This is a genomic window from Paenibacillus sp. Y951, assembly GCF_056786395.1.
In genome coordinates this window covers 50980-70153 of record NZ_JBXCIY010000007.1, presented here as the reverse complement: position 1 = coordinate 70153, position 19174 = coordinate 50980, and the positions used below count along the sequence as shown (strand labels likewise).

The 19174-nt window shown below is 36.9% G+C and carries 26 protein-coding genes; 17 read left to right on the top strand and 9 right to left on the bottom strand.

The features are described from left to right. Window positions 1-3 precede the first annotated feature (3 nt). Both AC1TPB_RS11850 and AC1TPB_RS11845 read left to right on the top strand, forming a co-directional pair. A complete protein-coding gene (locus AC1TPB_RS11850) occupies window positions 4-300 on the top strand; it encodes an HAD family hydrolase (protein ID WP_482076674.1) in 297 nt (98 codons plus the stop codon). 217 nt (window positions 301-517) lie between these two features. Beyond that, window positions 518-832, top strand: coding sequence for a hypothetical protein (locus tag AC1TPB_RS11845; RefSeq protein WP_482076673.1), 315 nt, complete (start codon window positions 518-520; stop codon window positions 830-832). Here AC1TPB_RS11845 and AC1TPB_RS11840 read toward each other — a convergent pair whose 3' ends face one another. Next, window positions 833-1108: a hypothetical protein gene (locus tag AC1TPB_RS11840; protein WP_482076901.1), complete on the bottom strand. Its 276-nt coding sequence runs from the start codon at window positions 1106-1108 to the stop codon at window positions 833-835. It lies immediately after the preceding gene. Between the two features lie 205 nt (window positions 1109-1313). Then, window positions 1314-1814, bottom strand: a complete 501-nt coding sequence (locus AC1TPB_RS11835; protein WP_482076672.1) for a transposase — start codon at window positions 1812-1814, stop codon at window positions 1314-1316. Between the two features lie 377 nt (window positions 1815-2191). Between AC1TPB_RS11835 and AC1TPB_RS11830 the strand changes: the two genes are divergently transcribed. After that, window positions 2192-2959, top strand: coding sequence for a transposase (locus tag AC1TPB_RS11830; RefSeq protein ID WP_482076671.1), 768 nt, complete (start codon window positions 2192-2194; stop codon window positions 2957-2959). A 275-nt stretch (window positions 2960-3234) separates the two neighbouring features. Here the strand turns inward: AC1TPB_RS11830 and AC1TPB_RS11825 are convergent, their stop codons facing one another. Continuing rightward, a complete protein-coding gene (locus AC1TPB_RS11825) occupies window positions 3235-3414 on the bottom strand; it encodes a hypothetical protein (protein WP_482076670.1) in 180 nt (59 codons plus the stop codon). Further along, on the bottom strand, window positions 3411-3557 hold the full coding sequence (locus AC1TPB_RS11820; protein ID WP_482076669.1) for a transposase: 147 nt from the start codon (window positions 3555-3557) through the stop codon (window positions 3411-3413). The genes AC1TPB_RS11825 and AC1TPB_RS11820 overlap by 4 nt, the downstream gene beginning before the upstream one ends. Window positions 3558-4171: 614 nt before the next feature. On the opposite strand from AC1TPB_RS11820, the gene AC1TPB_RS11815 reads away from it, so the two are divergent. From AC1TPB_RS11815 to AC1TPB_RS11805, 3 genes are all read left to right on the top strand, one after another. Next, a complete protein-coding gene (locus AC1TPB_RS11815; protein WP_482076668.1) occupies window positions 4172-4342 on the top strand; it encodes a hypothetical protein in 171 nt (56 codons plus the stop codon). Window positions 4343-4354: 12 nt separating this feature from the next. Next, window positions 4355-5404, top strand: coding sequence for an N-acetylmuramoyl-L-alanine amidase (locus AC1TPB_RS11810; protein ID WP_482076667.1), 1050 nt, complete (start codon window positions 4355-4357; stop codon window positions 5402-5404). 71 nt (window positions 5405-5475) lie between these two features. After that, the gene (locus AC1TPB_RS11805; RefSeq protein ID WP_482076666.1) at window positions 5476-6090 is read left to right on the top strand and encodes a DUF4652 domain-containing protein; all 615 of its coding nucleotides are present in this window, start codon (window positions 5476-5478) and stop codon (window positions 6088-6090) included. Window positions 6091-6363: 273 nt separating this feature from the next. Here the strand turns inward: AC1TPB_RS11805 and AC1TPB_RS11800 are convergent, their stop codons facing one another. Further along, window positions 6364-6726, bottom strand: a complete 363-nt coding sequence (locus AC1TPB_RS11800; RefSeq protein ID WP_482076665.1) for a tyrosine-type recombinase/integrase — start codon at window positions 6724-6726, stop codon at window positions 6364-6366. Between the two features lie 492 nt (window positions 6727-7218). Here AC1TPB_RS11800 and AC1TPB_RS11795 point away from each other — a divergent pair, with 492 nt between their 5' ends. Next, entirely contained in the window at window positions 7219-7836 is a 618-nt protein-coding gene (locus AC1TPB_RS11795) for a hypothetical protein (RefSeq protein WP_482076664.1), read from the top strand. 75 nt (window positions 7837-7911) lie between these two features. On the opposite strand, the gene AC1TPB_RS11790 is transcribed toward AC1TPB_RS11795, so the two are convergent. Next, window positions 7912-8517 (bottom strand): hypothetical protein, encoded by a 606-nt coding sequence (locus AC1TPB_RS11790; protein WP_482076663.1) that lies wholly within the window; start codon window positions 8515-8517, stop codon window positions 7912-7914. Between the two features lie 203 nt (window positions 8518-8720). Here AC1TPB_RS11790 and AC1TPB_RS11785 point away from each other — a divergent pair, with 203 nt between their 5' ends. The 7 genes from AC1TPB_RS11785 (at window position 8721) to AC1TPB_RS11755 (ending at window position 14288) form a co-directional block, all read left to right on the top strand. After that, entirely contained in the window at window positions 8721-8948 is a 228-nt protein-coding gene (locus AC1TPB_RS11785; protein WP_482076662.1) for a hypothetical protein, read from the top strand. Window positions 8949-8971: 23 nt separating this feature from the next. Then, window positions 8972-9403, top strand: coding sequence for a hypothetical protein (locus AC1TPB_RS11780; RefSeq protein ID WP_482076661.1), 432 nt, complete (start codon window positions 8972-8974; stop codon window positions 9401-9403). Between the two features lie 446 nt (window positions 9404-9849). Next, window positions 9850-10518 carry a transposase gene (locus AC1TPB_RS11775; protein WP_482076660.1) on the top strand — a complete coding sequence of 223 codons (669 nt, stop codon included), beginning with the start codon at window positions 9850-9852 and terminating at the stop codon, window positions 10516-10518. Window positions 10519-10660: 142 nt separating this feature from the next. Next, window positions 10661-10963, top strand: a complete 303-nt coding sequence (locus AC1TPB_RS11770; RefSeq protein WP_482076659.1) for a hypothetical protein — start codon at window positions 10661-10663, stop codon at window positions 10961-10963. A 399-nt stretch (window positions 10964-11362) separates the two neighbouring features. Further along, on the top strand, window positions 11363-11824 hold the full coding sequence (locus AC1TPB_RS11765; protein ID WP_482076658.1) for a hypothetical protein: 462 nt from the start codon (window positions 11363-11365) through the stop codon (window positions 11822-11824). A gap of 211 nt (window positions 11825-12035) precedes the next feature. Continuing rightward, on the top strand, window positions 12036-12485 hold the full coding sequence (locus AC1TPB_RS11760; RefSeq protein ID WP_482076657.1) for a MarR family winged helix-turn-helix transcriptional regulator: 450 nt from the start codon (window positions 12036-12038) through the stop codon (window positions 12483-12485). Window positions 12486-12887: 402 nt separating this feature from the next. Beyond that, complete coding sequence (locus tag AC1TPB_RS11755; protein ID WP_482076656.1) at window positions 12888-14288, top strand: NAD(P)-binding domain-containing protein; 1401 nt, start codon at window positions 12888-12890, stop codon at window positions 14286-14288. Between the two features lie 226 nt (window positions 14289-14514). Here AC1TPB_RS11755 and AC1TPB_RS11750 read toward each other — a convergent pair whose 3' ends face one another. Continuing rightward, entirely contained in the window at window positions 14515-15096 is a 582-nt protein-coding gene (locus AC1TPB_RS11750; protein ID WP_482076655.1) for an HD domain-containing protein, read from the bottom strand. A gap of 213 nt (window positions 15097-15309) precedes the next feature. Next, complete coding sequence (locus tag AC1TPB_RS11745) at window positions 15310-15660, bottom strand: winged helix-turn-helix transcriptional regulator (protein ID WP_482076654.1); 351 nt, start codon at window positions 15658-15660, stop codon at window positions 15310-15312. 195 nt (window positions 15661-15855) lie between these two features. Here AC1TPB_RS11745 and AC1TPB_RS11740 point away from each other — a divergent pair, with 195 nt between their 5' ends. Both AC1TPB_RS11740 and AC1TPB_RS11735 read left to right on the top strand, forming a co-directional pair. Beyond that, a complete protein-coding gene (locus tag AC1TPB_RS11740; RefSeq protein WP_482076653.1) occupies window positions 15856-16731 on the top strand; it encodes an SIR2 family NAD-dependent protein deacylase in 876 nt (291 codons plus the stop codon). 80 nt (window positions 16732-16811) lie between these two features. After that, entirely contained in the window at window positions 16812-17630 is an 819-nt protein-coding gene (locus AC1TPB_RS11735) for a Sir2 family NAD-dependent protein deacetylase (RefSeq protein WP_482076652.1), read from the top strand. An 83-nt stretch (window positions 17631-17713) separates the two neighbouring features. Here AC1TPB_RS11735 and AC1TPB_RS11730 read toward each other — a convergent pair whose 3' ends face one another. Further along, entirely contained in the window at window positions 17714-18265 is a 552-nt protein-coding gene (locus AC1TPB_RS11730) for a cysteine hydrolase family protein (protein WP_482076651.1), read from the bottom strand. A 131-nt stretch (window positions 18266-18396) separates the two neighbouring features. Here AC1TPB_RS11730 and AC1TPB_RS11725 point away from each other — a divergent pair, with 131 nt between their 5' ends. Next, entirely contained in the window at window positions 18397-18846 is a 450-nt protein-coding gene (locus tag AC1TPB_RS11725) for an Lrp/AsnC family transcriptional regulator (RefSeq protein WP_482076650.1), read from the top strand. Window positions 18847-19174: the final 328 nt, after the last annotated feature.

Sequence of the window (19174 nt, the reverse complement as noted above, 5' to 3'; positions counted from 1 at the left end):
GCATTGGGTATTAGCGATTTATTTGATGAAGTCCTTATATCCGAATGGGAGGGACTAAGGAAACCAGACCCAGCAATTTTTATTAGAGCATTATCCAAGGTAGGAATAGAAGCAAAGGAAACACTATTTGTAGGTGACCATCCTGAAAATGATACAACCAGTATGTGGTTTGGGCATAATTTTTTTACTGGTAATGCAGGAATATCAATCAATCTACTTTCATTTATTTTGAATTTGATAATAATTTATTTAATAATAAAGATAGTAATAAACATGTATTTTAAAATTAAGGCTAAATAGTTTATTGAGCTCCCATGAAAATAAAATCAGCTCAAATCCTGAGTAGGATTAATCTCCCATGAGTGCTTCCCGAAAGGGAGCGACAATCTGTGATGCATCGTGGTCGTTGGAGTCAGACTAACGGATGGGCTATAAGGCACCATAGCTTATCGACCTTCTTCGCCAACCATGGTAGCAGTTAGACTTTTTTTTCCAATTTCATCATCTGTGGTGCCGCGTGAGCGGCATGGATGGCTATGTAGATACAGCTTTTGATATTGGTTGTTTTACGCTATCATTATGGGAATTTACTACTAATCCTACTTTTTTGACAGGAACAGCTGTAGTTTTAGATGGGTTATCAGTAGCAGGAACTAGTATACATTCACATCATATAATGCCACAAAAATTTGCTAATAACTTTAATGTACCTACTAATAAGATGTTTTCTATAGCAGTGGACTCAACAACTCATACAGCATGTTTTAATCCATTTTTTAAGCTTTCAGCAAGGTCATACACTAATACCTATATAAAAAATCACGCCTGTTGATTAACCAGATACTGGATTTATAAGGTTCGACAAATAAACGTACTTTTTGAGTACCTTTGCTACAGCTAATACCCATTCTACTTGTAACTGATCATCCTCGATTTGTTCCTTAAATCGAATGAGAGGGATTGATTTACAAGCAATGACGTAGGATTTTGAATGATCGTACAACCATTTTAAGAGTACGTAGGTTATGAGTGCTGCGAATAATTGATTAAATACAGCATTTTTTTCGTTCCAAAAAGAACGGGAACATTTAAGTTTTGTTTTATCCATCTGAAAAACACTTCGATGCCCCAGCGTGCCTTGTACATGTCAGCGATCTGTTCGGCCGATACATGCATGAGATTGGTGACACTCGAATCTCATTGTCATGGTTGTCCTTAAAGATCACCACACGATGACGAAGTGCGGACTGACATTGCGGTGTTCCTAAATAACAAGTCATATCTTTCGTTACATTCGAGTCTTCAACGAATTGTCATTGTAGCGAATGAGGGTTTACGAGCATGACATTTTCTTTGATCCGAGTAACAAAATACTGTTGTTCCTTAGCATAATGATCAAATCGTTTGATTTTTCCGTAAGCACGGTCTTGGACAAGAATATAATTCTTGTTCGAAAGTTTTTCGCCGATAGGTCCATCATGAACGGTACCAATAGTTTCAATGACTTGAACAGGTTGATCGGTGGTGGCATCAAGTGCCACATGAAGTTTAATACCTGCCCGCTGACCGTGAAAAAGAGCCCAAGGGAGACGGTTTTTGCCCACTGTAATCGTTGTGGAATCCACTAATAATAGGTCTTTTGGGATACGAAGATGACGTCTTGTCGCTCGATTGCATCTGGACAGAAGTAAATGAAACAGTCGCTTAAACAACTCGTAAGGTACATCACTAGCTTTCGTTGAAAGGGTGAATAATCGATAGGATGAAGGCCACAAGTAACGGCCTTTCCAACAGCTGAACGATAGCTTTCCCATTCACAAAGAGCAGAATGAGTGAAAAATAACAACAACTGCTGAGCTGTGAATTTTGTCGCAGTATCTTTATAATCTATATCTTTTAGGATCTGTTTCACATCTTCTTCAGTAAGAAGAGTTTGAACTAGGTTTGTAAACGTGGTAGACTTTTTCATGAGGTCGCCTCTTTCAAATCAAATTCTGTGGTGGAATTGATTTTACCGAAAGAGCGGCCTTTTTTTCAATATTGTGCTGTTATATTTTGGTTAATCAACAGGCGTGATTTAAGACATCTAAAAATGATAGCATGGCAACATTTAGGTTTGTGAAGTATTTCAAGAAGTCAGATGCATCACATATCACCGTATTCACGAGACGGGCATACCCATGTCGTGCAAATGATCGGGCAAGCCTTTACCGCTGTTCGTACCTTCGGCGGAGCGCTACTACTGTTGGATCGGTATTTTCTGTCCGTCCCTGCGCTGGAGCGGTTGGCCGAAGGGAATCGAACCGACGGTGCGTGTCTGCATCTGGTTACCAAAGCGAAAATGAATGCGGTCGCTTACGAACGACCGGAACCGAAGAAGCCGAGCCGCGGCCGTCCGCCGAAGAAAGGCAAGAGGATCAAACTCGCCGAGCTGTTCCAGACGCGTGCGGCCGAGTTTCAAACCGCTGCCGTGACGATATATGGCAAGGAAGAGACCGTTTCCTTCCTATGTCTGGATTTGCTGTGGGGACAGGGGCTCTACCAAGAACTGCGCTTTGTTCTCGTTCGGCACGGCCATCGTCTTGCTATTCTCGTCAGCACCGATCTGACGCTGGCGGCGACAGAGATCATCGAGCTATACGGATACCGATTCAAGATCGAATGCACGTTCAGGGAAATGAAGCAAGCCATCGGCGCATTCGGATATCGTTTTTGGAGTGCGGCGATGCCAAAGCTGAACCGTTACCGCCGCAGAGGGGAGACGGACCCATTAGAGCAAGTGACCCGCGAATCGGATCGGGAACGGATTCGGCTGACCCTCAAAGCCATCGAAGGCTTCGTCATGTGCAGCGTGATCGCGACAGGCATAGTGCAGCTACTGGCATTGCGTTTTTCCGGTCGTACGCCTGCACTATTTCTCCGCTATCTTCGTACACCGTCCAAGTCGATCGTCTCGTAGGCGACGGTCGTAGCCTACCTGCGCTCATCGCTTTTTCGTTTGTTTGCTCAAAACCCGTATTTAACCGTAACTCAAATTATTCGTTCCAAGCAGAAATCGGCCCACCCGGATGCGGATTCACTGGCTTCTTAAGTGTGGAAAACTTTTGACTGTCCAGTATTATTACTTGCTTTCAAAAAAAATTAAAATAGGTGGATATGTTGAAGTAAAGGGCTCTTCTTCTGGATGGGTAATATATAGAATTGCTTGCTAGAGGAGTCTCGAAATAAGAAATTTCAAACAATTGCTCGAAGTGGTAAGGGGATTAAACGGTCTGGATCCGGCGGGCAGCAAGTGACGGCATGCGTAACTTGTTGGCCGTCATATAGACCATTGCAATGAGATTCTCCACTTTGCGGTAGCCCCGAGCTCGTCGTTTTGAAGCTTGTAATTCCTTCAAGCCGACCATTTGTCATTTTGCTATGAAACCAACGAGAATTCCTTTTTCATGCTTTTGGAGCGTTTCAGCAAGACTAATCTTATGTTGCAACTGTGAGCGTTTTGCCCAATTCATCCATTCTTGCAAAAAAACATGGCAGAATAATGCGGCGTTGTCCATGAATCCTGTGGGGACTCTTTAAGGCGGTAGGCCCTTACAGTCTTCAGTTTACTGTCCGTGAGGCTTTGAAGCTCTTCCTCTGCTTAGCCTTCAAGTTGTTTTCATTTTTCAACCATAAAAACTTTGATCGCTTCAATTGCGGAATTTCCTTTTGCTCGGCGGAGCGAACGTGCGATTAAATCGTTCGTCAGGGGACGAAAGAACTTGCTATTTGCCTATACACCTTGCTTTGCCAAGGCCAACGCAACCATCTAGAGCGTCATTTAAACGGCGAAGGCTTGAGTCCGTTTATGTAACTGCAATATCACTTTGAACAGTTACCTCAGCTTGCGGATCTCACAGATTCGGATCTGCTGGATAATCTGCTTCAGTAGTCGGCGTTGTTGTCGCTGACTTGTCGAGGGATTTAAAAACTAAGCTATGAGAAATAGCTCTCTTTAAAATGGTCGAAAATAGTAAAATTGGTTTAAAATTATATAAAATACTTTATTTACGAAGTGGGGTCTAGTATTATGTGGTAGAACATGTTTGTAAAAAAATAGAAAGAGGTGATCTATTTGGAAAAAGAAGATTACAAACATTTTTCAAAACATTTTGGGAGGGTACGTCCGAATATGAAGAAACTAATAGCTGCTAGTGTGATTCTATTGATGATTTCCACACAATCAGACATTGTAACTGCCAAGTCACTCAATCCAGTTGATACATTAAATATTCATTACATCAATGGGGACTGGAGCTATGATCCGGTTAAGATCACTATACCAGCCGATGAAAAAAATTAGTATCTTTATGCTTTGAATGCCTTAATTTCAGGAGATAACCTTCCCCAATATAGCTTTAATGAACTTCCTGAAAACCTTCAAGTGAATGATGTTAATGTTAAGAAAGGTACTGCAATTGTGGATCTTTCTAGCAATTTCAACACTATTATCAAGGATTCGGGTTACGCTACAGATGTTGTTATGGATATATTGATTTATAACATTTTTCAATTTGGTAATATTAATGATGTTACTTTCACATTTGGTGGTAAGACAGATGACTCTTTCAAGTTCAACTCAATTACCAAAACTGAGTATTTCTCTGAAGTAGTTGAAGCGAAAGTAAGTAATGAAATTCCCAAACAGCTTAAAGATAAAATGAATGATATCAAGGAGACATTTACAGCAATGTCTAGGGTTGATAGAGAAGCGTTTTTAGATAATAACAGCGCAACTGAATTATTTACAGAGAGCGAACTCCAAGCACTTGCTACATACGACCCAGCAATAACTACGATAGTAGTGGATCCAGGACACGGAGGGACTGATCCAGGTGCTGTAGGTCAATTAGGATCTACCCAATATACAGAAAAAGCAATTAATTTAGACATGGCCTTACATTTGAGAGATTACCTCGAAGATAACGGGTACACAGTTCTTATGACACGTACGACAGATGTTGTTGTCGGGATTAATGCTAGGTATCAGTTTGCTAATAATAATGACGCAGACCTTTTCATAAGTGTCCATAACAACAGTTCAACTAATACTTCTGCAAACGGTGCAACCGCTTTATATCCAAACAATCATGATGTTACTTATAGTAAGGATGTTGCATATTGGATGCATCACTTCGTTACAATCGATATTGACGAGCATACTGCACCTTATCCGATGAGCGATAGTGCCGTGAAAGGTGTCCTGAAATGGACTACCATGCCAGCCGTAATTACAGAAACCGCATTTATGTCTAACAGTTCAGACCTCACTTATCTATCGTCGTCAACTAATCGTAATACTTTAGCAGATGATCTAGGTGTTGGAATTCGCTATTGGGATATATATGGAGAATACTGGTATTAATAGTAGGTTTATTGGTAATGCGATTAACCATCGCATTACCAATAATTATTTTTATAAGGTAGGTGAATGTGATGTCTCGTAATGTTTTCGGTATTTTTTTGTTTGTTGGTTTACTATTAGTTGGTTGTAATAATAGCAATACTAGCATCTCTTTGAAAGAATTAATTATTAATGAGACAGTCATATATCCTGAAAATGAACCACCATCGATTAAAATTAAGAGAGGGGAAACTTGGGAAGAACTGAGTGGTGTTGATGATTATCCATCAAAGCCAGAAATAAATGCTGAAAAAACAAAATTAGCATTTATTTCTCCCTTTGATTTTGAGATGGCTGGAGAAGTGTGGTTATACGATGTGATGATAAAAGAACGGAAAAAAATATTTCCTTTAGATCTTGTAGAGAAGGACAATTCCGTAAAACAAATTATTTGGGTTAATAACGACAACTTGGTGATACTAACAGGAAATACAGTTGGAACGGTTTCTTCTAATAGAACTCTTTATTTATTGAATACTTTTAATAATAATCTTCAGCAAATATTTCAAGTTGAAAATGACCAAGACATACGGGATCTAAGGAAAAGCGGTAAAGAGTCCATCTCGGTTAATATTATTACTTACAACGAGGATAGTACAAAATACACTACTGAAAGCAAAACCATAGATATTGTATTTTCAGAGTAAGTAGTTAACTAAGGATGTACCTCAGTCAATAAAGTGGAAGCGAAAATCCAAGAAAAATCTATTTCTTTAGGGTAAAAAATTTCGCTTTATTAATTGTGAATGGGGCACTCGAAGAAAGAGTGGATCCTTTTTCCATTTCAGAAACAAATATTGCGATCAAAATACTATTACGAGCCTGTTCACGTGTGTTGAACTTTTCGATCTTTTTTGTGCTATTTACCAAATAACACAGTAAATCATTATTTCTAGTGAAAAATGATTAGTCCCTGAGAACTAAGGGAATCTTCCTTTCCCATGATTGATCCGCAGGGAACCTTCATACAGTAAAACATCTGTGATGTGCAGATTTGTCAGTTCTTTTAATCGAATGCCGGTATCTAGAAGAGTCAGCATCATAACGTAGTTTCGTAGTCCAGTAAACGTTATACGATCAGGCTGTTCAAGTAGTTGGTAAAGATGCTGATTGGTAAACGTATGGGCAGTAGACGGTTGTAGTTTGAACAGCTTGATGACTGCTCCGAAGGGTTCGGTAATCCAGTCTTCTTCATATAAAAGTTGAGCAAAGGCCTTGTAGATGTGCAGATTACATTTCAGTGTACGTAAAGCGAGAGCTTCGTAAAGAAGGCTGGGCAGCACCTGTTATTTGAAGGATATTCGATTTCCTCAAAAATCGCTTGAACCCCTTGATACATATGGGTTTATGGGCATTTTGAAGGTCAAAGGTTTTTGCGGAATGGCTCGTATAACACAGTGTTCATGAACTGAGATAGGAATATTAAAAAAGATGTGCTTTATGCATATCTTTTTTTGTTCCAATACTGATTGTGTTAAACAGAAAATAGGCGATAGAGACATAGTTATGTTTCTACTCATAAATACAATTTGTATAATGTCCGTACATCCTTATAAATGTCGGAGGACAAGAACATGTATGGTTAGCCGCTGTGCTGAGTTATATGTACTCATGGATAAATAAACTCCGATTGATCTGCTTACATAGTATAGAAAACCCCATTTATTAACTGACATGAATAAAGTTAAATGGTCTCAATAATTAACATATATTTGTAACATATCTAATTACTTTGCGTCTAATTGTATAAGAGATTTTTTATAATAAGGAGGGGCATGATGAAAAAGCAAATTTTGATTTTAGTATTATTAGCAGTATGTCTATTATCAGTTTGTCAGAAGGACAATAAAGGTGAGATAACAGAAGAAAATAATACTCCAATGAATCAGGTCACAAATCAGTACAACCAAGAGGATGATGATATTTCTATTGATGAGACGGGGACAAAGAATCTTTTCGATATTAAAGAATACGATGGGACAACAGAAATTAACCTTCAATGGGGAGATCAACAATCGTCAGCTCAATTTTCTAAAGTCCCCCTATTTCCATTTGGATTGTATATCCCTACTAAGATGGAAACCTATGAATTTGAAGATGGAAATAGATGGGGATATGACCAGAGAAGAAACTATATATCTATACTTGAGTTTGATGACTTTTATCTTAAAAAAATAGATACAGAGAATAAAGAACTGAAAAAGTACAATGAGTATTTTGGATCGTACCAAATCGAAACAGTGATTAAGGACGTTTTTGTATTTGAGAAGGAACAAAAAAAATATTGTGTCGAACTAAATTACTTTGAAAATGAGAGAGAGATAGCTCTGCCCATGTTTTTAGAAGTTCTGAAACATATTCAATATATACCTATTATATCTACTACTTCTTAACGCACGTTCAACAGCATTATAATATTAGATAATGTTCAAATAACAATGTATATTCAAGAGTGCTTCATTATTCATTTAACTTTCCCCTGTGTATCTTATCGTTTCAATAACTTTTAATAGTAGAGGAAGAAATTTTTCCTTCTCTTTTTCGAAATAAGAAACTCGAATTTGATACTGCTTTTCATCTTGTTCAAATATAAAATAATCTCGCATATGATCGTAACTTGTTTCAGAAGCTACATACTCATAATAAGGAATAAGGTCTTCGTTCTGTAAAGTGAACTCTTCAACATCATTATTGTATAAATCAATGCTCATCGTACCAAACTCACCGATAATTGACCACTCCGTACCATCTTCAAATTGGATTACTTCCATGCTATCAGGGAGATAAAAACCAAATGGCCTGACGCGCTCTTTAGAAAACGTTGTATTCAGTTGTTGATTATCCAATTCTATTGTGATAACTTCTGATTCATTGTATACAGGAATGGGACTGAATAAATGAATATTCTCCTCAGGTTCTTGCTCCTCAACTTCATTAACAGGCTCTTCAGATACAGTTGGAAGAGGAGACGAGGATTCAGTAGGAGTTGGCGTAGGTGAAGTAGATGGAGCATTGGTGTTCGTACATGCGGTTAGAAGTAATACACATAATAAAAGAGTAATTTTGAACTTCAAATTAACACCTCCAAATTAATAGAAAAAATTGTTAATTTTAGCATAGCACAGGAGAACTCATTAAATATATTGCGCAACGCAACGTCATATGGTATTTGAGTTTGTTCAATCATATTAAATTTCTACGTAAGTCCAATCGCATCTAATACCTATAAAGTAAAGTCAAACTATATATGGAAAAATATAGAATGGGAGATTTTGTGATGAGAAAAATTATTTTAATTATAATTTTTATTTTAATCATTTCAGGATGTGGAACTATGAAAAGTGAGGAAAAACAAGCGCCTGTAAGCGTTTCAGATTCTTCTAAGTTAGAGTTAGTTAGTCTCGATGGAATTAGTGTGTTTGGTGACAAAGTTTCGAATGACTTATATACAGAAGTTATAGTGAAAAATGATAAAAACGAAAAAAATTTTCTTGGTCTAATGTAACAAACAAAACCTATTACCCTCAATTGATAATAGATGATATAAATAATGATCAGAAGGATGAAATAATAATCATACTTACAAAATCATATGGATCAGGACTACATCAACAAGAAATTCATATCCTTAACAAAGATAATTTGAGTGAATTTGCAATTGAAGATGCTGAAAAATTTATTAAGAATAATGAAAAATCAAACATTGTTCATGTAGATAGAAAAGTTAAAGTAGCACTAAGCATTGGTAAGGAGAGCTTCGAAAAAAGTTATGATGAATCAATTGTGGAACAATGGAATGAAGACATTGGATTTGGGGCTATAATCGAATACGAGGTAATAAATCATAAGCTTATAGCTACATTGGCAGGGAGTATATCTCCTGCTGAATATGTTGTAACAGTAAAATTAATATATAATGATGAACTGAAAATTCAAGAAGTTAAGATAGGAAGTGAATAAAGGATAAGCGGTTAATCATCGATCGCTCTATCTAGCTTAATGTCAAGCTAATTACCTCACAGAGAGAGACGTATATATATTTTAAACACAAGCGAGTCCTTATCATTAAAAATGAGGACTTGTTTGTTTAACTTTTTATTTAAGTTACAATATATGTTTATTAATGTTCTCATCAGGAGGAGATAAGGATATATAAATCATCAATAAATTATTCATTTGATATACGTAGGAAGGAGCGTTAAATAGCTGCTCCACGTTTAATTCTTTTGAAACTTCAATAAGTGATTATTTCGCTGTTAAGACAACACCATTTCGCCAAACAGCATCGCTACAACTTTGTGTCGGAATTCGCACAATAGCATCACCAATCCGCGTAATAGCATCACTTCTTATAGATTTAGTTTCGAGAGAATCTCTCACAACTATCTATGAGAGGGGTACAAATCATGGCAAAGAAAATCAAGGTGAAGCTTATATTGGAGCTTCGTGCAGCAAAATTATCGCAAAGGGAAATCTGTCGTTCGCGAAAGATGTCGCAACATTCTGTGGGTGATGTTTGTAGGAGGGCGAGCGAACTTGACATCACTTACAATGATGTCAAAGACAAGTCAGACGAAGAAGTCTATCGGATGTTCTATCCCGACAAGTATGGTTCTGAGACGCTCTATAAGCTACCAGACTACAGCTACATCCATACAGAACTGAAGAAGACAGATGTTAATTTAAAGCTCTTATGGCATGAATACAAGGATTTATGCCATACCTCAAATGTTTTATCTATGGGGTGCACAAAGTTTTGTGAAGGCTATTCTGAGCATGTAACAGCGAATAGTCTAACCAATCATTTGCGCCACAAGCCTGGCATGATCTGTGAAGTGGACTGGAGTGGCTCGACGATGGCCATTGTCGATCGTGCTACAGGTGAAATGATCAAGGTATACTTGTTTGTTGTGACCCTCCCCTACAGTCAGTATTCGTATGTTGAGCCGTGTCTTGATATGAAGCAAAATACGTGGCTGAAATGCAATATAAATATGTTCGAGTTCTTTGGCGGCTCAACGGTTAGGGTGACTTGCGATAACCTGAATACAGGCGTTATCAGCCATCCGGCGTAAGAAAACCCAAACAGAAAGCATCAGTAGAAAGCACCGTAGGGAAAATAGCTACTGCCATCATCGCTAAGCTTAGAAAATTAAGTATATTACTCTCTGGAAGAGGTACAGATTGCTGTAGCCTGTAAGCTGAAAGACTTTAACGATGCACCGTTTCAAAAGTGCAAAGGTAGATCTTAAGATTACGGACTCGCTTGTTGAAATCCACTATAATAGTGAACGACTGTACGCTCACAAAAGGCTTCCTGACTATGTGAAGTATAAATGGTCCACGTGTGATGAGCATCTGCCGGACAAGTTCCATCATACGGAATGGGATGATGAGCGTATTAAAAATTGGGCATATTCGATTGGCGCGTGTACAGGCGAAGTCGTAGACCGGATCTCCCATGAAAATAAAATCAGCTCAAAACCTGAAAAAGAGCATACTAAAGCAGACCCAGAATAACACTTTTGAAAAAAAGGCTGAGCCCTATGTTTTCTTTTATAAAGTTAGACAGAGCGAAAGACAACATTCCACAATCAATAAAGGCAAGGCTGGTGCAAAAACCAGAGTAGGATTAATCTCCCATGAGTGCTTCCCGAAAGGGAGCGACAATCTGTGATGCACCGTGGTCGTTGGAGTCAGACTAACGGATGAGCTCTAAGGCACCATAGCTTATCGACCTTCTTCGCCAGCCATGGTAGCAGTATAGACAGATTTGCAGTCCTATTTTCATCATCTGTGGTGCGGCGCTTGCGCTGCATGTATGACTAACGGGGAGTTATCAATAATCAGAGGGATGATTATGATACAGTTGTTGATGAGAGCTAAGCGAAGATAAAAATATTTTAGGTGGTGTAGAAAGTGTATCCTATAAAGTTAACTCTAACAATGATAGTCTTTGCTGTCATTGTTATTGGATGTATGTCACAACCAGTCAGACCAGATGATAAAGTTATTGAGGACTTTATCATTGACAATAACATTAACGTTATTGAGTTGGTAAAGTACAAGGAATACACAGCAATTGCATATATGAACGATACAGAGGTAGGTTTCTACTTGAATCAGTTGGGTAGTGGAACGTTTTCGAAACATTGGGAGAATATAGAGGGAACAAAAGTTCCACAGAGAATCACTGGTGGGTTTTCTGACAAATATTTAGTTGATTGTATCATCGATGAAAGTATTTTAAATGAAATAACCACGTATAAAACCAAAGCAGGTTCCTTTCAAAAAGAACCAAATCAGAAGTGCTTTATATTCCCTACAGGAACTGGCAGTATTCAGTATTTTGACAAAAACAATAAATCGATTGAGGTTTAGGAATTAGAATTGGTTGTACTAACGGAGAACGTTAGTTCAATAAAACAGCGACAGACTAGGACTTTATTTTCTCGTCCTTTGCTGCCGCTGTTTCAATTTCTAGGGTCAGTATAATACTTTATTTTCTGCTGACAATTGAATTATCACTATTAGGTAAAATACTTGTAAATTGCAAGTTTATGTTTTACACTAATAGTAAGAGGTGAAGACGATGGAGAACAATCCTAGAGAATTGCTACAAATCATGGCTCGACGCTTTGGTTTGCTTAATAAAAACTGCTGTAGCATAGGGAATAACGATATTTCATTAATTCAAAGTCATATTCTTTATGAGATTGATCGTCAGAGTCAACCATCCATGCAACAGGTCGCTGAGACACTAGGAATGGATATCACTACGTTCAGTAGACAAGTTCAAACTTTAATTAAAAAAAGCCTTGTTAAGAAGACACCTCTTCCTGAAGATAGAAGAGTCTATATATTAAACTTAACCGTTGAAGGTAGGTTTATTGCAGGTGCCATCGATCAAATGATGAACGATTATTTAGAAGACGTATTTTCATTCATGAATGATAGTGATAAGGAAAACGTAATGCGTTCCCTCAAACTACTCAACGAAAGTATGCTAAAGTCCAAAATGTGTTGTACACCAATGGGGTGATGTCGACATTACTCCATTTATTTCTCGATAATACTTGCAAAGTGCAAGTAAAAGGAGACTAAAATAGATATTGTTTATAAGGGTACAGGATTTCGAAATCATGTTCCTTATCTAAGAAATTTGGAGGCGTTAGATTCTGATAGTAGCCCTATACAGATTGCAGGTATAAGTAGTGTCGTTCCTGGACTATATTACTTGGGGCTTGCAGGACAACGATCATTTGCTTCTGCAACCATCCGAGGAACAGGAAGGGATGCTAAGGTTATTGAAAAAAACATTCGTAAAATTTGCAACTAAGTAATTGAAGATAGATACTTCATAAAAAAATATAACAACCTGTTATTAAGCAACTTATACAAAGTTTATAACGAAAAATAACGATTAAACTGGAGGAATAACAATATGAAAAACATCGAACTTAAACAAACAGAATCTTGCTGTGCATCGCCTTCCATTAAGCAAGAGATTAATATACAACCTACAACAGAATCGAATCAATTACCCGTTGCAATCATTGGAGCAGGTCCAATTGGTTTAGCTGCAGCAGCGAATTTAGTGGAGCGTGGTGAGAAGTTTATCTTGTTAGAATCAGGCACACATGTAGGAAACAACATATCGGATTGGGGGCATGTACGTTTATTTTCTCCCTGGCAATACAATGTGGATAAAGCAGCAGCAAGATTATTGTCCCAACAAGGTTGGAGTACTCCTTCTCCTGATGAATTACCTACAGGGCAAGAATTATTGGAGCAATATTTGCTTCCTTTAGCTAATCTTGAGGAAATTAAGTCTCAACTTATTCTAAATACTAAAGTAATAGGCATAAGCAGAAAAGACACAGATAAAATGAAATCTCAACTTCGAGATAGCAATCCCTTCGTGATTTATGCTGATGAGAAGGGTACATTACAACGTTATGAAGCAAAAGCAGTAATCGATGCAACAGGCACGTGGGGACACTCCAATCCCCTCTATGCAAGTGGTATCTTGACGAATGAAGAACAATCTCTGAGTTCGAATATTTATTATGGCATCCCAAATGTACAAGGAAAAGATAAGGAAAGATATATAGGGAAAAGCATAGCGGTAGTCGGTGGTGGTCATTCTGCTTTAAATACATTATTAGACCTTGCTCAGTTAAAAGAGACTAATCCAGAAATGAATATCATGTGGATTATGAGGAAGAACAGAGTAGAGGACGCATATGGTGGAGAAGCGAATGATCAACTTGGAGCAAGAGGGGAGCTAGGAAGTCGAATTCATCAATTGGTTAATTCCGAACAAATCCAGGTAGTTACACCATTTAAAATCCAAAAGCTAAGTCGAGAAGCTGGTAAAATGACTATTCATGGTGTATACAAAACAGAGAGTAGGGACTTACAAGGGATTGATGAGATTATTGTCAATACAGGTAGTCGACCGGACTTCTCATTCTTGCGAGAGCTTCGACTTAGTATAGATCAAGCAACAGAAAGCATAGAGACTCTTGCCCCGCTTATTGATCCAAATGTTCATAGTTGTGGTACAGTTCGACCTCACGGTGAAAGAGAACTGCGACATTCAGAAAAGGACTTTTACATTGTAGGTATGAAAAGTTATGGTCGTGCTCCAACATTCCTTATGGCAACCGGTTATGAACAAGTAAGATCTGTTGTAGCATATCTTTCGGGGGATTATGAGGCTGCAGAGAAAGTCGAACTTGATTTACCAGAGACAGGTGTTTGTAGTATTAATAATTCACCAAAGAAAAAGGAAGAAAGCTGTTGTACGACTATTCCAATAACAACTTCTTGCTGCAGTTAGTCATATATTTACGATAAGTAATCAAACAGGAAACAGCCATCACTTATTTGATGGCTGTTTCCTGTGACTATTTTTAGGACAGTTATTCTTCTTTTTTAAGCGTTAGTATATGTCGGAAGACAAGAACATATATCGATAACTATCCGCGCCTGAAGTGGAGGTTTTTACTTGATAATTAAAACATTAGAAAAGAGAGAGAGGAGTTCAGTAATCTTACTCTCAATATTTACGAATTATTCGTTTCTTTACTTTTCTGTAAGAGATATTTTGAAAAGCTAACAAGTTGACGTGCTTCTTCAGTCCGAAGAAAATTTACATCCAAAGCATCAGGACCCAAACGGAAACGATCAAGTGCGTCAGCATCCTTGAAAATTTGATACAGCAGTATTCCCCGTTCATTGAGCGCAGGGGACTTTTGGATTTCTGACAAACCAAGCGTATCATCCTGGTCATGGTAATAAGTAATGTAATAGCTTTGTATATCATAGGACAAATCATGCGTATGACAATAATCTTTGTAATACTTTGCTGCACGACTACCATGACCTTTATCAATCCCATCATCAAGGCGTCGAGAATCATGGAACACTGCTGCCATTCCGAGTGCATCTTTTTCTTCGTTACTCAGACCTTTTTGATGTCCGATGAGAAGTGCCAGCAACAGCACCCTAGCACAATGGCTTTTCGTATGCCATTCGCTATCCGGCAACCAAAATTCTACATGTAGCTCCATGAACATATACCATCGTTCATAATGTTTTTTTATAGGTCGGTAATCAGAATCATCCATTACATTTGCTAGAAACATCTTCATATCCTCCTTTACTAAACAAAGGCTACATTAGTAAAGCATAAATTTCCACTGCCAAAAATGACTTTTATTTTTGCTTTTCAATAGCTTCTAATTCTATCTCAATGAATTATATATTCACATACATCATTAAACAAGTATGCACTTTAATGACGCATACTATCTAAGGGGATAGTATGCGTCATTCGATTCGTCTTAGTATCGTACCTTTTAGTCATGATTATGTTCGCCCCACTGGCACATTTCTTGAAGAATTGGCCAAAGCGTTTTTCCTTTATTCGTAAGGCTATATTCAACTTTGGGTGGGATTTGTGGATATTCTTTACGATATACTAATCCATCACTTTGCATCTCTTTTAACGTTGTGCTTAAAGTTTTATAAGTAATTTTCCCAATCATTCGTTGTAATTCGTTATACCGTACTGCGACATTTTTAGATAAGTAATAAATGATTAGTAACTTCCATTTACCACTAATAATAGAAAGGGTATAACCAAAATAAGGCTCTTGGTGATCAGCAATATTGTCTTTTTCTTCATGTAGATCATCGTTTAATTTCATACTTACACTATCCTCCAAGATAGTATGCGTCAATAAAGTGCATACTTGTTTATAGATGTATGTAAATATATACTTCATTGAGAAAGAAGTAAAGGCTATTGAAAAACAGAACTAAAATTAGTTATCTAGAATTTTGTAAAGTAACGTTTTTAATATAAGCCTTTTTTTATAAATAATTTCTACTGGAGGAAAAGTATGTTAAACCAACAATATCAAGATAATATAAATGAATTATTAACGAAAATAGAAGAAGCTGAGGTGATTGTAGTAGGTGGCGCTGCAGGTATGTCGGAAGCGGCGGGCTACAGCTTTTATCAAACAGGACCGTTATTTTTAAATTACTTCGGTAAATTTGCAGAGAAATACGGTATTACAAATATTTTTGATGGCTTTTATTATCCTTTTCCAACGAAAGAAGAGCGATGGGCGTATTTAGCTACTCAAATCAAATCTATTTACGATTTGGCTCCAGGTGCTCCTTACCTGGACCTTTCAAAAATCCTTAAGGATAAAGATTTTTTTGTGGTCACAACAAACCAAGACACACAATTTACTAAAGTTTTCCCTGAAGACCAAGTGGCCTCAATCCAAGGCGATTTACGTTATTTTCAATGTGCAGAGCGTTGTCATGATGAGGTTTATTATAATGAAAAACACATTAAAGATATGTATAGACAAATTGAGGGAACGGCTATTCCAACTGAATTAATTCCACAATGTCCGAAATGTGGAGGGGACATGGAGCCCTGGGTACGCTCTTATGTTTTTTTAGAAGGGAAAGCGTTTAAGAAGGAATTGATGAAATACAATAAGTACCTTACGAATAATAAATTCAAGAAAATTCTATTTTTAGAGCTAGGTGTTGGTCAAATGACGCCAATGTTTATAAAAGAACCGTTTTGGAATATGACATATACTTTTCCAGATGCTTATTATATTACAGTTAACCCTAAAGACGCGCTACTTCCAAGAGAGCTAACTGGAAAAGGGTTGGCTATTCAAGAGGATATCGCACAATTTTTCCAAAATGTTGTAAATGAGAAAGCTAAAAGAGATAGCAATCACAAATAAATCAAGAAAATTGGGCTGACCGACATTTTTCGATTGAGAGGACTTTTATGAAAGACGAGTATCAAGAAATAATAAAACAGATGAATGAAGCAGATGCTGTTCTAATCGGTGCGAGTAATGGACTTTCAATTTCTGAAGGTTTCCATATCTTCGCAGAAAATGATGTTTTTTTAGAGTACTTTAGTGAATTTCGTGATAAATATGGGATATGTAATATTGTCCAAGGGGCCTTTTTCTCGTTTCCTACCATTGAAGAAAAATGGGCATTTTCTAGTAGCATCTATGCCTACTTTTCAAGAGAGAAGGAAATAAGCAATGTCATGAAGAGTCTTTATGAACTTCTGAAAGATAAAAATTATTTTATGGTTACAACCAATACAGATGGGCATTTAATGATGGCAGGATTCGAAAAGGAACGCCTTTTTGAAATAGAAGGAAATAGTAATCATCTGCAATGTAAACATGCCTGTCATGATCATATTTATGCAGGCGAAGAAGTATTAAGTGAAATGTATCAACAAAAGGAATGTGGACGTATCCCATCGGAACTTATACCGAAATGTCCAAAATGTGGTGGAGAGATGCAAGTCCATGTAGAAGTCGATCGGGATTTTCTAAAGGGCCAGGCATGGCAAGCTAGCTTTCAAGCTTATCAGGATTTTATCAAGCAGGCCAGTGGTAAGAAATTAGTCCTACTGGAATTAGGTGTAGGAGCAAGAAATCAATTAATTAAAGCCCCATTTATGGAATTGGCATATCATGAGAAAAATGCGACTTATATTACATTGAATAAAGGACAAGTGTATATTCCTGAGATAATTTCATCTAAATCGATCGGTGTTGACGGAGATATGGCTGAGGTATTAGAGCAGCTTGTTCAAATTAGCAAAATAATGTAACAAAATAGAGCATTTGAAGATGAATTATAGGTAACAAGATAAAAAGACTGGAAGCTTAATCCCAGTCTTTTTATCTTGAAATATTAGTTTTGGTTTAAAAAAGCTTCTGTTGAAATAACCTGTGCAAAAATGTTATGAATGCCAGCTATATATGAAAAGTGAACTTGTTCAGCAGTTAGTTCGATATTGTTATAGCTTAAAGCTCTTGTTGTACATGCATCTTCTAGAAGTGTAACTTCAAAACCTAAATCAGCAGCAGCGCGAACTGTACTATCGATACACATATGTGTCATCATACCAACTACAACTAATTTTGTAATCTCTTTTTCTTTTAGCTTTATTTCTAAATCCGTATTAAAAAAACTATTAGGTGCATATTTAATTGTAATGTCTTCTGACTCTAAAGGTGCTACGCTTGAATGAATTTCAGCACCATCTGTATCCGGTAGGAAGAAGCCTACAGAAGGGTCATGTGCAATATGTTGAACATGAAAAATATTGTCTTTATTATTTTGTCTGAACCAATTTAAAACTTTTGCAGCATTTGTTGCAGCTTGTTCAGGATTGTTTAACTCCATTTTCCCATTAGGAAAATAATCATTTTGAATATCAATGATAATTAATGCAGTATTCATCAAATCACCTCATTTTATTATTGTTATAGTAAACTATAACTGTAATGTAATTATACAAAATAATAAAATAAGTATCGATAAGTTCGTGAAAGTGTTTAATACAACCCTGTTTCACAATGAAAGGAGTTACTATGAAATTAGATAATATTGATTTTCAAATCCTTCAACTACTTACGAAAAACGCTCGCATTCAGTGGAAAGATCTCGGCGAAATGATTCACATGTCAGGCCAAGCGGTAGGGAATCGGATCAAAAAGTTAGAAGATAGTGGTATTATTAAGAATTATACTATCATGGTAGATGAAATAGAGCTGGGACTCACTTATACCGCATTTATCATTATTTATATGAAAACTACGAACCATGAGGTATTTAAACAATTCATAAGTAGTCAAAAAGAAGTAATTGAAGCATATCGTATTTCAGGTGGGGGATGCTACCATCTAAAAGTAAAAGTAGCTGCGCAAGAATCATTAAATGCATTATTAGATAGAATTCTAGAATTTGGGAACTACGAATTATTCTTATCCATTAATGAAATCAAGCACACGCATCCAATTAATGCAATGCTAGAGGGTTAAATTACAACACTAAGGTATACATAAAGAAACCTAGTACTGGATTAAGACTTCGGTATGAGGTCTGGTATATGTATTGATTATTATGGTGGGGGAAATTTTCTTGGCATTAAATCAAGGATCGGAGAAAGATAAAATAGCAGTAGAAATACAACATATCAAATTAATAAGATATGTCGGAGGACACCAACATATATGGATAAGAAGTCTTGCATAGCAAGGCTTTTTTTATTTAACTATATAAGTTCTTGTCTTTTGCTCGGGACAAGAACTTATATGGTTAACCGATAATGGACAAGTACTTGTATGGTTAGCCATGAGAGTTAAAACA